Source organism: Rothia uropygialis (assembly GCF_004137765.1).
Classification (GTDB): Bacteria; Actinomycetota; Actinomycetes; order Actinomycetales; family Micrococcaceae; genus Rothia.
Map to the genome: position 1 here is coordinate 651,343 of NZ_NOIS01000002.1, position 15,083 is coordinate 666,425.

A 15,083-nucleotide genomic window follows, 5' to 3' on the forward strand; every position below is an offset into this window, starting at 1 on the left:
ACCGTCGGGGCCTCTCAATGCTGCCAACGCCGCGGGCCCCGGCTTCATTCCCAATGAAACCGGGGCCCGCGTGAATGTGTGCCTCGCTCTCTGGGGCGAGACCTACTGGTCCTACTTCGTTTCCACCGCGATCACGAGATCCCCACCGGCGACCTGACGGATGTCGTTAAACATCACCCGGGACACCTTGCCGGAAATCGGGGAAGTGATCGACGCTTCCATCTTCATGGCTTCGATGGTTGCGATCTGGTCCCCTTCCTTGACCTCATCGCCTTCGGAAACCGAGATCGTCACGGCCCCAGCGAAGGGCGCCGCCACATGTCCCGGATTCGATGTATCTGCTTTCTCGGCTGCCTTGAAGTCGGACTCGACCGATTCGTCCCGCACTTCAATCGAACGTTGCTGTCCGTTGAGAGTGCACATGACCGAGCGGAAGCCCTTCTCGTTGGGCTCGGAGATCGCCTGCAAAGTTGCGAGCAGACGAACGCCCTTGCCCAGCGAGATGACATGCTCGCGCCCCTCCACCATTCCGTACAGATAGTCGCGAGTATGCAGGACCGAGATATCGCCGAATTCCTCGACGGCATCCTCGAAATCCTTGGTCGGGCCGGGGAACAGCAGACGGTTCAAGGTCGTTCGGCGTGTTTGAGAATCGCCGCGGAGCGCCTCCTTGTCCTCCTTGGACAACTCGGTGACCTCAGGTTCGGCTTTACGGCCTTCGAGAGCTTTGGATCTGAAGGGTTCGGGCCACCCAGCGGGCGGGGTACCCAGCTCACCATTGAGGAAGCTGATGACCGACGCGGGAATATCGAACTTTGCCGGATTCTCCTCGAACTGAGCAGGGTCGACCTTCATGCCCACGAGCTGAAGGGCCAGGTCGCCAACGACCTTGGAAGAGGGAGTCACCTTGACGATGTTGCCGAGCATCCGGTTCGCCTGGGTGTACATGTCCTCGATCTCCTCGAAGTGTTCTTCGAGGCCCAGGGCAATAGCTTGCTGACGCAGGTTGGTCAGCTGGCCACCGGGGATTTCATGTTGGTACACGCGGCCGGTAGGGGCCGTGAGTCCTTTCTCAAAAGGCGCATAGATCGAGCGGACCGATTCCCAGTACGGCTCCAACGAGGAGATGGCATCGAGGGATATCCCCGTGTCACGCTCGGTATTCGCCATGGCCGCGACCAACGCCGAGGCCGAAGGCTGGCTCGTGGTCCCGGCCATGGCCGCGCAGGCAACGTCGACGGCGTCGACCCCAGCTTCCGAAGCCGCAAGCAAGGTAGCCAGCTGACCACCGGCGGTATCGTGCGTGTGCAGATGGACCGGGATGTCTTCGAATTTCTCCCGCAACGCCGTAACCAGACGGCGAGCCGCCTCAGGGCGCAGGAGTCCCGCCATGTCCTTGATCGCGAGAATGTGCGCTCCCGCATCCACGATCTGCTGAGCCAGATCAAGATAGTAATCCAGCGTGTAGATCTTCTCGTCCGGGTCCAGCAGATTGCCGGTGTAGCACATGGCAACCTCGGCAACAGCGGTCCCCGTCTCGCGAACCGCCTTGATGGCAGGCTCCATCTGCGAAACGTCGTTGAGCGCATCGAAGATCCTGAAGATATCGACGCCCGTCGCCGCGGCTTCCTGCACGAAGGCATCGGTCACGTCCGTGGGGTACGGCGTGTAACCGACGGTGTTGCGACCGCGCAGAAGCATCTGGATCGGGATATTCGGCATCGCTTCGCGGAGAAGACGAAGTCGTTCCCATGGATCCTCGCCGAGGAAGCGCAGGGCGACGTCGTACGTAGCGCCTCCCCAAGCCTCCATGGAGAACAACTCTGGCGTCACGTGAGCGACGGCGGGAGCCGCGGCAAGCATGTCACGCGTACGAATACGCGTGGCCAGCAGCGACTGATGTGCGTCCCGGAAAGTCGTGTCTGTCACGGCAAGCGGTTTGTACTCGCGCAGGGCCTTGGCGAATCCTTCGGGCCCCAACTTGAGGAGCTTCTGGCGCCAACCTTCCGGAGGAACGTGGTCGGATCCGTCGAAAGGACTGCGGAATGGCTCCTCGACCTTGTCCCCAGGGAAGCGGGGAAGTTTGGTACGAGGATCAATGCCTTCGATGCGCGGACCATGGGGCTGATTGACCGTGACGTTGGCCAAGTAGGTCAGAGCACGAGTACCGCGATCCGATGAATGCTTCTTGGTCAGAAGCTCGGGGTGCTCGTCGATGAATGGGGTCGAGACATCGCCCGCTTGGAACACCGGGTCCTCGAGTACGGCCGCCACGAAGGGGATATTGGTGGCCACGCCGCGGATACGGAATTCAGCAAGCGCACGTTGTGCGCGCTGGACAGCGGTCTGAAAATCCTTGCCTCGACAAGTGACCTTGCAGAGCATCGAGTCGAAGTGGGGCGAAATTTCGGCTCCCGCGTAGACAGTGCCGCCGTCCAGGCGCACCCCAGCGCCACCGGCGGACCGGTACGCGTTGATCTTGCCGACATCCGGCCGGAATCCATTGGTCGGATCCTCGGTGGTAATGCGGCACTGCAGGGCTGCGCCGCGAATGCGAAGCGTGTCCTGGCTGATACCGAGATCCTCGAGGGTCTCCCCTGCAGCGATCCGCATCTGGGACTGGACAAGGTCGATGTCTGTGATTTCCTCGGTCACGGTGTGCTCGACCTGGATACGCGGGTTCATCTCAATGAACACGTGCTGACCAGCCCGTTCGCCCACGGTATCCACGAGGAATTCCACGGTTCCCGCATTGGCGTAGCCGAGTTCCTTCGCGAACTTGACGGCATCTCGGTACAGCGCCTGGCGGATATCTTCGTCCAGGTGGGGTGCCGGTGCGATTTCGACGACTTTTTGGTGGCGACGCTGCAGCGAACAATCGCGTTCGAAGAGGTGGACCGTATTGCCGTCGCCGTCTGCCAGGATCTGGACCTCGATGTGGCGGGGTCGGAGCACCGCTTGCTCCAAGAATACCGTTGCATCCCCGAATGCAGTTTCTGCCTCGCGCATTGCTGCCGATAGCGCATCCGGGAGTTCTTCCCGCGTATTCACTCGACGCATACCGCGACCGCCGCCTCCGGCTACGGCTTTGACGAATATAGGAAAGCCGATTTCTTCGGCTTCCTGGATCAGCTTTTCCTTGTCCGCGGAGGGCTCGGTCGAGTCCAAGACGGGAATCCCTGCGCGGCGGGCCGCTTTGAGCGCCTCGACCTTGTTCCCCGCCAGGTCCAGGACGTCTGCCGGGGGGCCGATGAACGTAATGCCTTCCCGTTCGGCCGCTTTGGCCAGTTCAGGGTTTTCCGAGAGGAAACCGTATCCTGGGTAGATGGCGTCGACGCCGGCTTCCTTGGCTACGCGGATGATTTCCTCGACATCGAGGTAGGCCCGTACGGGATGCCCTTCTTCACCGATCGGGTAGGCCTCGTCGGCCTGCTGACGATGTATGGAGTGACGGTCTTCGTAGGGAAACACGCCAACTGTCTTGGCCCCGAGCTCGTATGCGGCTCGGTATGCGCGGATCGCGATCTCGCCACGGTTGGCGACCAGGATCTTAGAGAACATTGATAACCGTTTCCGTCCGCCTTGAAGGTGTGACTCTACAAGAATCGGACTTGTCTCGACGATCGGAGCTGTTCAGCTCATGGGTATGTCGTATCTTACGGGCATAAGTGATTCCTCTAACCTAATGGAACGACGCGCCGGCCATAAACTCTGTGACGTCTGAACGTGTCACGGGATCCGCCGAACACGGGCAACGGTCTGCCGCGTCAGTAATTGCTCCCGGGTGCCGATATGATGGTGAAGCATTTCGTACTCAAAGTCATCGCGAGGTTTGTGTGACGCAGGTTGTCAGTATCAGCTCCCTCAAAGGCGGGGTTGGAAAGACCTCCGTTACCTTGGGCCTGGCCTCCGCCGCGGCCACCCGGGGTCTCAGCACGTTGGTCGTGGACCTCGACCCTCATGGAGACGCCAGTACAGGTTTGGCCGTCTCCACTCACACTTCCGACGGGGCCGACGCTGCCACGGTATTACGCTCCCCCAGGAAGAAAACTGTCGAATCGAGCTGCGTACCCGCCGGATGGCAAGCGGACCGCTCATCAGCTCGGCGCCCTCGACTTGACGTGGTCGTCGGTTCTTCGGGCTCGGTAGCATTCGATCACCTTCCTCCGACCAGAAAGAACCTGAGTCGATTGCGGAACGCTCTGTCTCACACCAATCGCTACGATTTGGTACTGATCGACTGCCCGCCAACCCTCAATACCTTGACCATGATTGCCTGGGCGGCCTCCCAGAAAGTTCTGGCGGTGGCAGAACCGAGCCTGTTCTCCGTGGCCGGCACCGAGCGGACTATGCGCGCTATCGCGCGATTCGAGTCGGAGAGCGAGTTCAAAGTTCAGGCGGCGAGCGTCGTGGTGAACAAGGCGCAACGCGATTCCGCAGAGCATCAGTACCGCGTCGAAGAGATGCAGGGTATGTTCGGCAAACTTATGGTCGCACCGACCATCGCGGACAGCACCGTGTGGCAGCAAGTTCAAGGCTCCGCCTCGCCCATTCACGCATGGACGGCCAATGAGGAAGCCGCGGCGATGGCCGAGGCCTTCGACACGATTCTCGAAGGACTCGTCACAAGCTAGTCGGACTGGGCTGAGCCTACAGAGGCAGCCACCGGAGCAAGGCGGGATCAGAAGACGAATGCATTCCGGTAGGTGACGAAAATTCCGTGCCCCGCACTTAAGGGAAGAGGGAACGAGGCCCTCGTCTGGAAATCCGCTGGGCAGAAAGCCTCGCGGCTCGGATCTACCCGGGTGAGGACCTATTACGCCGGTTCGGCCGCTCTGCGAGGGATTCTAGCCGGCAACGTTATTGCGCGCCGCACGACGTGCGGACAGCTCGTCCCCCGGAAAATCCCCTTCGGATTCCTCAAGCGGTTCCCGCATGTCCTCGCCGGGCATGGTCGAGAGATTGTTCTCGAGCTCGCGCCAGACCCTGCCCACGGCGATCCCGAAGACGCCCTGGCCTGCCTGCACGAGATCGATCACTTCGTCGGGTGAGGTGCACTCGTACACGCTCGCACCGTCCGACATCAGCGTGATCTGTGCCAAGTCTTCAACGCCGCGGGTACGCAAGTGCTCGACGGAGGACCGGATCTGTTGGAGGGACACACCGGTGTCCAGAAGACGTTTGACGATCTTCAGTACGAGGACATCTCGAAAGGAGTAAAGGCGCTGGGTACCTGACCCCTTGGCCCCCCGGACCGTCGGTTCAACGAGTTTGGTCCGAGCCCAATAATCCAGCTGACGGTACGTGATGCCCGCGGCTTTGCAGGCTACGGGGCCTCGGTATCCGATGTTCTCGTCGAGGGCCACGAGGTCGTCGTCGAAAAGCATCCCCTGTCGGCCGGTAGGAGGTGCCGGAACGATCCCTTCCATGCCAGGAAGCAACTGCTCGTCGAATTCCGGAGGCTCCGCCGCACGAGGACCCTCAGAGCGCGCGCCTTTGAGACGATCCCGCTGCGGGTCGTTGTGCGATCCATGCTGGCCCACGCGGGTCCTCCTTAAAACCAGTGAGGTCATCGTCCGAATTAGACGTTAGAGGGACAGACCGGGCGAATCAAAGACATTCGTCCGTGTCTTGCTGGATCCCTCATTCAGTGACACGTCCCGCGCGTTTCCGTGCGAGTGTGCCCTAGTCTACCAAGACTTCTCCACTTGGTCGGCGACCAGCGTGGCGTGAAGATTGGTGCACAGGGCGGAGATTTCACGCGCGGTTTCCGAAGCTTTCTCCCGTGATCGCTCGTCACGACGGCTGGCCATCGGCGCAATGGTCTGCCCGACCAAAGCGACCTCACGATCCGCGGCCGCCCGGAACGGACGCAAATGCCTGGGCTGGAGCCCATGAGCGGTGAGCTGGGAACACAGTGCCGTGACCCGTGCGGCGTACTCATCGAAGGTGCCGTCAGGTCCTTCTTCGATCAACCCGTAATTGATCAATTCCCGCAACATCGGCAAGTCCACCGACGTGTGGCGTGACAGCTCCCGGATGGTATACCGGCGCTGCTCCACCCGCGGCGGCGAAGCATCCGGGGCAGCGGACTCCCCGGCTGCGGATGCCTCGCCGTCCCGGGGAAAGCCTTGGCGTTCGAGCTCATCGACTTTTTCCTTGATGACTTTCAAGGGGAGATACTGGTCGCGTTGTAGGGTCAGCACGTAACGCAAGCGCTCGATGTCTTCGCTCGAGTACTTGCGGTACCCCGTATTGGTCCGTTGGGGAAACACGAGACCACGATCTTCGAGGAACCGGATTTTGGACGCGCTGAGCCCGGGAAATGAGTCCTCAAGATGGCTGAGCACCTGACCAATAGTCTTGTCCTTGACCCGCCTCGCGGAGTTTTCTTCGGAAGACTCCTCAGCGGCTTGCTGTTCGGGTGTCGTCGACATTCCGACGCCGCCCTACTGAGCGTCGCTCGCGTAGTAGATGAAGGCGAATTTTCCGATGCGCACCTCATCGCCGTTCTTGAGAGTCACGTGGTCCACACGGTCCCCGTTGACGTAAGTCCCGTTGAGGGAGCCGACATCGGTAAGGTCGAAACGACCCGCATTGAATTGGAACAGGGCGTGTCTGCGAGACACCGTGACGTCGTCCAGGAATATGTCGGCTTCGGGATGCCTGCCTGCGACAATTCCGTTGTCGGCTCCACCGGACTGCGCCATTCCTGCATCGAGAAGGAACCGCGCACTGTGCTGCGGTCCCTCTTGGGCAATCAGGAGCGCAGATTCCGAAGGCAGCGCTTTGATAGCGGCGATCTCTTCCTTGGCAAGCTGACGCTTGTGGCCAGCACTTGCGCTCGTTGAGGTGACGCCGAACACGGTTGTGTCAGGGCTCGGTTCACGATGATCGGTCATATATTTCCCCTTTTGTCATGGGCGCATTAAAGCGCCAATCGAGGCTCGCCCAGAAGAGGCTGAGGGGGCCCCGTTCTGTGAACCTCAAGATTCTTGCGCGGTAGTGCTTCGTGCGAGGCCGCCTCACAACCGCGCACAGGAACCAAGCTTGGACCTGGACCTGAGACTTAAAGTCTAGCTGGCGGACCTGTAAAGGTCGGCCAGCTAGACCTAAAATTAATCCTTAAATCGCTGAGAGCTCAGCCGGTTCAGGCGATTTCGCCTTCATAGGCTGCTGCATCCAGGAGGCCCTTGAGCGACTCAGGGTCGGATGGGCGGACCCTGACGAGCCAACCGGCGTCATACGGATCGGAATTCAACCTTTCGGGCTGGTCAGCGAGCGCCTCATTGACGTCCACGATCTCACCTGAAACCGGCATGTAGAGGTCTGAGACGGACTTGGTGGACTCCACTTCCCCGAAGGACTCGCCGGCTTCGAAGGTTGAGCCACTTTCCGGCAGGTCGACATAGACAACATCGCCCAGAGAATCCTGCGCGTGATCGGTGATGCCTACGGTGACGACACCCTCGGAGTCGGCGTCCGAGACCCATTCGTGCTCGGAAGTGTAAGAAAGCTCGGCGGGAATATTGCTCATGAGGCGCCTCTCGACAAGTGATGGAATGCAGTGATGATGCCGGTGCCGAATCGAATCGGCACCGGCATCAATATTACACGGGACACTTAATATCGGGTGCTAGATCACACCGTCGGAGAAGTGGTTGGGGTTGCCAAAGCGGTGGGCCGTAATGGACACTGCCTGCTCGCGGACGAACGGAAGCATCTCGATCCGGCCGGCCTCGGTGACCTCACCGTGATAGACGGCGACGTCCGGGCGACCATTGAGCGCTTCGAAGACCGATTCGGGATCAGTTCCGAGGTACCGAATACGGCAGCCCTCGAATCGTGTTCCGTCGAGATCGGCCGGCTTGATGTCCCGGATCCCGCGCAGAGCGGTGCGCCATGCGTCGTCGGTTTCCACGGTTATATTGACGCCCGCCGAATCGAGTGCGCCACGAACATAAACCGGTAGCTGGCGAGAGACCGACAACTCGATCGGCGCTTCTGCAGCCAATCCCGCGGCAACGACACGCAAGGTCTCGGCGAGCGACGCGTCGTCGTCGGCACGCACGTGCACCTTTTGGGGAACGTAACGAAGAATGTTCCGCTCAATACCGAGCTGTGACGGGTCGTGCCGGACCCCGAATTCGGTGCCCCACGCCTCCGCATCGGCCGATGCGGCGCGGGAGAGGAACTCGATCTGCTCACGCGTCAGGGCGTGAGGTTCCCGTGCACGGTTGAGCAGTTGCTTCACATTGTCATTGGACGGAGAAGCGATTGCCGTCGCCGGTTTGGTCGTCCAATCCCCCAGGGCGACCAGGTAATTCGGTCCGCCCGCCTTGGTTCCCGAGCCGACAGTCGATTTCTTCCATCCGCCAAATGGCTGACGGCGAACGATCGCACCGGTAATTCCGCGGTTGACGTACAGGTTGCCCGCCTCGACACGGTCGAGCCAGACCGCCAGCTCGTCCGAGTTGAGCGAGTGGAGACCCGCGGTCAGTCCGTACTCGGGAGCGTTCTGCAACTCGATGGCTTCTTCGAGCGTCTTGGCCGTCATGACACCCAGGATCGGGCCGAAGTACTCGGTCATGTGATATTCACTTCCGGGCTTGACTCCGGCACGGACACCGGGAGACCACAGCTTGCCGGATTCGTCCAGTTGTTTGGGCTCAATGATCCACTGCTCGCCCTCGCCCAAGGTAGTCAGCCCGCGGAGCAGTTTGCCCTCCGGTGCCTTGATGACGGGTCCCATCTCGGAACGAATATCCGTGGGGTATGCAATGTGCAGCGACTTCACGGCGTCGACGAGCTGATTACGGAAACGCTTAGAACTGGCGGCAGAGCCGACAAGAATCACAGTCGAGCAGGCCGAACACTTCTGGCCCGCGTGGCCGAAGGCCGACGCGACGACGTCTTTGGCGGCCAGGTCTAAGTCCGCGTTCGGTGTGACGATGATCGAGTTCTTCCCTGAGGTCTCCCCGAGAAGCGAGAGATCCTTGCGGAATGAACGGAACAGTTCCGCCGTCTCGTATCCGCCCGTGAGGATCAAACGATCGATATCGGGATGGGAGACGAGCGTGCGCCCGAGATCGCGTTCGGACAACTGCACGAGCTGCAGGACGTCCTTCGGTACCCCCGCTTCCCACAGAGCGTCCGCGATGACGGCCCCGCACCTCTTCGATTCGCCGGCCGGTTTGAAGAGCACTGAGGAACCGGACGCGAGCGCGGCCAAGGTCGAGCCGGTCGGAATCGCCACGGGGAAGTTCCACGGAGGGGTCACAACCGTGACCTTGGACGGGTGGTACTGCGCACCATCGACGTTCTCGAGAGCTTCGGCGAGCCCCGCATAGTAGTTGGCGAAGTCGATGGCTTCGGAAACCTCGGGGTCCCCCTGGTCAAGCAATTTGCCCGCTTCAGAGGCCATGACCTCGAGCAACTGTGCACGTTTGGCACCTAGTACACGGCCGGCCTTTCGCAAGATTTCTGCGCGCTCATGAGCGGGACGAGCACCCCAATTCTCGCCCGCCTTCTTGGCGCGGGCGATGGCTTCCTCGACCTGTGATTCGCTCGTGAGGACGGAATCCTGAACGAGCTTCTTGCCCAGATCCGAATTTCTGGCGCGTTCCAGGATCTGCTTGCCCCAGGCCCGGTTGTGTGCGAGCGATGTATCCGTATCCGGGGTGTTGTCGAAGGAGTCTCCCGGCGAGAAGACGTTGTCCACGTTCTCCTCCGCACGGTTTTGCTGACGGTTCGGCGGCGGAACCTCGCTCGTGACTTTCTCCAAGGAGCGCTCGAAGCGGGCCTTTTCCCGGTCGAACAGGAACTGGCTGTCGTTCAGATCGAAGATAGCCGACATGAAGTTCTCACTCGAGGCGTTCTCCTCGAGGCGACGGACCAGGTATGAGATGGCGACGTCGAATTCCTCCGGTCGGACGACAGGGGTGTAAAGGAGCAATTGACCGACGTCACGGCGGACGACCTCGGCTTGCTGGGCGGCCATGCCAATCAGCATCTCGTACTCGACATCGTCGATGACTCCGCGGTGTTGAGCCAGCAGCCAGGAGAATGCGATGTCGAACAGATTGTGACCGGCCACGCCCAGGCGAATGTTCTTGGTGTGCTCCGGTCGGAGGGCGTAATCGAGAACGCGCTTGTAGTTGGTGTCGGTGGCTTCCTTGGAATCCCATGTCGTCAGCGGCCACTTGTGGACGACGGCTTCGACCATTTCGAGGGACAGGTTGGCTCCCTTGACCAGGCGAACCTTGATCCGGGCGCCGCCGTTGTCGACGCGTTTAGCGGCCCACTTCTGCAAGCGCTCCATGGCTTCGAGAGTGTCCGGCAGATAGGCCTGCAGGACGATCCCGGCCTCGAGGTTCTTGAGCTGGGGCTGATCGAGGATCCGGGTGAAGACCTCGATCGTCATGTCGAGGTCCTTGTACTCCTCCATGTCCATATTGATGAACTTGGGGGTGCCGGATTTGGCAGCGTATTCGTAGAGCGGAGTCAGGCGTTCGACGGCGCGCTCGACCACAGCATCGAAAGACCAGGGAGAGTGGGGACCGGAGACCGCGGAGACCTTGATCGAGACGTAATCGACGTCGTCCCGACGCAGCAGTCGCTCGGTTTCCCGCAGACGGCGCTCGGCTTCCTCGTTGCCGAGGACTGCTTCGCCCAACAGGTTGATGTTGAGCTTGTTTCCGCCGGCCGTCAAGTGCTTGATGGCCGGTCCGAGCTTTTCGTCCCGGGCATCCACGATCAAGTGTCCGACCATGTCCCGCATGGCCTTCCTGGCCAGAGGGATCGTGGGCCAAGAAACCTTGGGGGCGACGACACCGCCCGCTTTGACAGCCGCGCGCAGATGGGGCGGGAGGAATTTGGGAACAATGGGGGCCAGCCGGCCGAGGTTGCGTCCGGCCGCAGCGTCGTCCTCTGGACGTATGACCTCGTCAACGAAGCCAACAGTGAATTCGAGTCCGTGCGGATCTTTGAGAACGCCGGCTAACTGAGCCGCGGCCTTGTCCTCGGGAACGTCGCGGGAGGCATTCAGCCACCCTTTGACGATTTTTCCGGCCTCTTGGGCCATCTTTTGGTACTCGCCGGAAGCGAATGGGTTCGATGACAAGAATGCCTCCTCTAAGCGAAATCGTGCCGAAGGATTCTTCGGCATCGTGCGTCGTCTTTGACGTGTGCGCATAGCGCGCTTGTTCACCAGTATGTACCATGAATTAGGTAAGAAAAAGTTACGGGAATTTACGATTATCCGTAAGTTCTACTCACGGAACGAGGGCTCATGCTGGACGTCAAAAAACTCCGTGTCCTCCAGGAACTTTCGACTCGGGGAACTCTTGCGGAAACAGCCGACGTCCTGGGCTATACGCCTTCTGCCGTGTCTCAGCAGTTGACTGCCTTGGAGCACGAATGCGGTCACCACCTGCTTCAGAAACAAGGGCGCACGGTAACCCTCACTCCCAAGGCACGGATCCTCGTCGAACATACCGAGAAGATCCTTCACGAGCTCGAACTCGCGCAAACGGCCCTGGAGTCCACGGACCAGACGCCCGCAGGGACCGTTCGACTGGCCATTTTCCAGACCGCCGCAATGGCTCTGCTCACCGATACGCTCGAAGCCCTCTCCGGGCGCTACCCTGATCTGAGGGTCGAGGCTTTGCAACGCGAACCGGAAGCGGCCTTGGAACACACGCACATGAGGGATGTCGACCTCGTGGTCGCGGAACAGTACCCCCACCATGCCGTGCGAGAGTTCCCTGAGCTGGACTCTCGCCCCCTTAACGAGGATCCAGTCATGCTCGCGGTCGCACCGGAATCCGACGTCTATTCGATCGCCGATGCCGCTCGGTCCCCGTGGGTCATGGAATCGAAGTCCAACGCGAGCAGAAGCTGGGCCGAGCACGTTTGCCGCACCGCAGGCTTCGAACCTCATGTCCGATTCGAATTCGACGACGTTCGAGCTCACATCGACCTCGTGGAATGCGGACTGGCCGTGGCGCTCCTTCCTGGCTTCGCCTGGGCTGGCTCGACGCCGCGCGTCAGACTCATCGAATTGCCCAATCTGCCTCACAGACATGTCTTCACATCTGCTCGCCGAGACATGGCCCGTCGCCCCGCGATCGAGGCGGTACGCCATGCCCTGGAAGAGTCCGCCGCGAAGGTCAAGCTCCTGTAGAGGTTCAGGGCCGGAATTCGCCGGGACGCCGCCCCGCGAGCTTGTCCAAAAGGATTTTAGCCGTGAGGGAATCGACAACGAGGTCTGTTACCGCACGAGCCCGCAACGCCCCCAACAACGCGCCTGCCCTGTGAGGTCCAGAGACCACGCACAGACGCCTTTCGATACGCGACAGCTCGAACGGCGTCGGCCCCGAAGCCCTACGATTCATTTCGATGTCCTGCCACGTACCGTCCTCCCGCAGAAGAACGGTGCAGATGTCCCCCACAACTTTCTCCGCGGACAACAGTGCAAAGTCCTCGTCATCGAAATACCCCGAGCTGTAGACATGTGACGGCACGGGACCGTCAAGTGCTCCCACGCCGAAGACCGCGACGTCCGTCTGCGATTGAAGGTGCAAAACGCTGCGGATGCTCCGCTCTCGCCACAATGCTTGTTTGGTGTCGGCGTAGTCGAAAAACGCCGGAACAGGAAAATGCACAATTTGGGAGCCGAAGGCTTCCGCGACTGAATTGAGGATCGCCCCCGTGTACGGAATCCCCGAACGACGGGCGTTGCCCGCCCCATTGAGCTGGACCACCACGGAATCAGGCACTTTTCGCGGGGTCAGATGACGGGAGATTTCCGTGACGGTTGAACCCCACGCCATGCCGAGCACAGTTCCGGGTTCCATCATCGCGTCCAGAGCAGATGCGGCCACACGCGAGACTTGCTCCATCTGGCTGATCGGCGAGGAACTGCCTCTGATCGGGACCACTTGTGCATTGATGCCAAAGATTTTCTCGAGACGGCCGCCCAGCTCGTCCCGTTCACTGGGAACATCCGCGAGGGTTATGCGCACCAACCCGGATTCCCGCGCATATTTCAGGAGACGGGAGACGGTCGCCCTCGAGACCTCGAACTCGCTGGCCACGGCATCCATCGTCTGGTCCTGGAGGTAATACATGGTTGCGGCTTTGTGAGCCAAGTCATCACGTTTGTTCATGCCCTCATCTCATATCTGCACGTTCGTGCATCAGTGATGATCATTCTTTCATGAATGTGTAGAAATGAAATTAACACGTCATAGGTGCCACCGCGCCTCGGGCGTCACCGGAAATATCCGCCAGTATCTAGGAGGCTCCATGAAAAACGCCGCAACTCATCTGACCGCGGCTTCCCGCCAGAATGCGCTGGAGGACATGTCGGACGCCGAAGGCGTAGACGTCCTCGTCATCGGAGGCGGGGTAACTGGAGCCGGAATCGCACTGGACGCCGCTACCCGTGGCCTGCGCACCGCCGTCGTCGACGCCGGCGACTGGGCATCAGGAACGTCCGCCTGGTCATCAAAACTCGTCCACGGCGGCCTTCGCTACCTGTTGAACCTTGATTTCAAGCTGGTTGCCGAGGCCCTCAAGGAGCGCGGCTTGCTGCTGACCAGCTTGGCCCCGCATCTCGTCAAGGCACAACCGTTTTTGTGGCCGCTCAAGATGCCGGTCATCGAACGCAGTTACTCCGCAATCGGGATCGGAATGTATGACGCCATGGCCATTGCTGGGGCTCGGGGCCACAAAACGGTCCCGACCCAGAAGCATTACTCCAAGAAGGGCGCCAAACAGATCTTCCCGGACATCAAGGATTCCGAGCTCTCCGGCGCGATCCGCTTTTACGACGCTCGTGTCGACGACGCCCGCCTGGTCATCGATCTCATCCGAACCGCTGCCGGTTATGGGGCACTCGCGGCCAGCCGTACGCAGGTCACGGAGGTGATCAAGTCGGAAACCGGCCGCGTGGTCGGCGCCAAGATCACGGACTTGGAGACCCAGAAGGTACACGAGGTCAAGGCGAAGCACGTCATCAACGCAACCGGCGTCTGGACCGAGGAAACCGAGGCCTTGACCGGTGAGGACCGTGGACTGCAGGTGCTTGCGTCCAAGGGCGTTCACATTGTCGTGCCGCGGGAGCGCATCAATGCCGAATCCGGCATCTTCCTTCGGACGGAAAAGTCTGTCCTGTTCATCATTCCGTGGCAGCGCTATTGGGTCATCGGTACGACCGACACCCCTTATGACCAGGACGTCGCACGCCCGGTCGCCACTGCGGACGACATCGACTACATCCTCGATCACGCCAACGCAATCCTCGAGAAGCCGTTGACCAGAGACGACATCATCTCTACTTACGCCGGGCTCCGGCCGCTCCTCCAACCCGGCGTCAAGGGCGAGAGCTCGACGCAGTCCACCAAGGTGTCACGCGAGCACACCGTGGCCGAGGTGGCTCCGGGCATGTCCGCGATCGCCGGGGGCAAGTTGACCACCTATCGGGTCATGGCCAAAGATGCCGTCGATTTCGCCTTGGGATCCATCGCAGGTGCACGTCCCTCCGTCACGGAAGACATTCCGCTGGTCGGCGCCCAGGGCTACCGAGCTGCTCTGGCCCGCGCCAACGACATCGCGGAAGAAAACGGCTGGACGGCCGCCCGAGTGGACAGCCTTCTGGACCGATACGGTTCGGAAATCGATGACCTGCTCGACCTCATCCGCGAGAACCCGGAACTTGGTCAGCCCCTGGCCAAGGCGCCGATGTTCTTGCGCGCAGAGGTCCTGCTGGCCGTCCGGTACGAGGGAGCGCTCCACCTCGAGGATGTTCTGATGCGCCGTGTCCGTTTGGACCTCGAGCAGAAAGACCGCGGTCTTGCCGCTGCACCGGAGATCATCGATGTGATGGCCGCCGAACTCGGCTGGGGCCAGGAAGAACGCCAACGCGAGTTGGACAGCTATGCCCAGCGGGTTCATAACATCGCCCGCGCGGAAGAGGAACACGACGACGCCGGCGCTGCCGACGTCATCACATCCGACCCCGAGATCATGCCCCGCAAGGTTTTGGGTTCGCGCTAGCCATCCATGTCTGGCCGGGCGGA

Annotated in this window: 10 protein-coding genes; 3 read left to right on the forward strand and 7 right to left on the reverse strand. The window is 60.8% G+C overall.

The window, feature by feature from the left end:
- Positions 1-111: 111 nt before the first annotated feature.
- Positions 112-3,561, reverse strand: a complete 3,450-nt coding sequence (locus EWV35_RS06465; protein ID WP_129659283.1) for a pyruvate carboxylase — start codon at positions 3,559-3,561, stop codon at positions 112-114.
- A 275-nt stretch (positions 3,562-3,836) separates the two neighbouring features.
- On the opposite strand from EWV35_RS06465, the gene EWV35_RS06470 reads away from it, so the two are divergent.
- The gene (locus EWV35_RS06470; RefSeq protein WP_129659286.1) at positions 3,837-4,634 is read left to right on the forward strand and encodes a ParA family protein; all 798 of its coding nucleotides are present in this window, start codon (positions 3,837-3,839) and stop codon (positions 4,632-4,634) included.
- A gap of 213 nt (positions 4,635-4,847) precedes the next feature.
- Here the strand turns inward: EWV35_RS06470 and EWV35_RS06475 are convergent, their stop codons facing one another.
- The 5 genes from EWV35_RS06475 to EWV35_RS06495 all read right to left on the reverse strand — a co-directional run bounded on the left by EWV35_RS06475 (position 4,848) and on the right by EWV35_RS06495 (position 11,083).
- On the reverse strand, positions 4,848-5,429 hold the full coding sequence (locus tag EWV35_RS06475; RefSeq protein ID WP_129659670.1) for a MerR family transcriptional regulator: 582 nt from the start codon (positions 5,427-5,429) through the stop codon (positions 4,848-4,850).
- A 261-nt stretch (positions 5,430-5,690) separates the two neighbouring features.
- Entirely contained in the window at positions 5,691-6,437 is a 747-nt protein-coding gene (gene ftsR, locus EWV35_RS06480) for a transcriptional regulator FtsR (RefSeq protein WP_129659289.1), read from the reverse strand.
- A 12-nt stretch (positions 6,438-6,449) separates the two neighbouring features.
- Positions 6,450-6,902, reverse strand: a complete 453-nt coding sequence (locus EWV35_RS06485) for an FHA domain-containing protein (protein ID WP_129659292.1) — start codon at positions 6,900-6,902, stop codon at positions 6,450-6,452.
- Between the two features lie 248 nt (positions 6,903-7,150).
- Positions 7,151-7,537 (reverse strand): glycine cleavage system protein GcvH, encoded by a 387-nt coding sequence (gene gcvH, locus EWV35_RS06490; RefSeq protein ID WP_129659295.1) that lies wholly within the window; start codon positions 7,535-7,537, stop codon positions 7,151-7,153.
- Between the two features lie 99 nt (positions 7,538-7,636).
- A complete protein-coding gene (locus EWV35_RS06495; RefSeq protein ID WP_238654236.1) occupies positions 7,637-11,083 on the reverse strand; it encodes a bifunctional proline dehydrogenase/L-glutamate gamma-semialdehyde dehydrogenase in 3,447 nt (1,148 codons plus the stop codon).
- A gap of 207 nt (positions 11,084-11,290) precedes the next feature.
- Between EWV35_RS06495 and EWV35_RS06500 the strand changes: the two genes are divergently transcribed.
- Complete coding sequence (locus EWV35_RS06500; RefSeq protein ID WP_129659301.1) at positions 11,291-12,184, forward strand: LysR substrate-binding domain-containing protein; 894 nt, start codon at positions 11,291-11,293, stop codon at positions 12,182-12,184.
- Positions 12,185-12,188: 4 nt separating this feature from the next.
- On the opposite strand, the gene EWV35_RS06505 is transcribed toward EWV35_RS06500, so the two are convergent.
- Positions 12,189-13,169: a sugar-binding transcriptional regulator gene (locus EWV35_RS06505; RefSeq protein WP_129659304.1), complete on the reverse strand. Its 981-nt coding sequence runs from the start codon at positions 13,167-13,169 to the stop codon at positions 12,189-12,191.
- 139 nt (positions 13,170-13,308) lie between these two features.
- Here EWV35_RS06505 and EWV35_RS06510 point away from each other — a divergent pair, with 139 nt between their 5' ends.
- On the forward strand, positions 13,309-15,060 hold the full coding sequence (locus tag EWV35_RS06510) for a glycerol-3-phosphate dehydrogenase/oxidase (protein WP_129659307.1): 1,752 nt from the start codon (positions 13,309-13,311) through the stop codon (positions 15,058-15,060).
- Positions 15,061-15,083 lie beyond the last annotated feature (23 nt).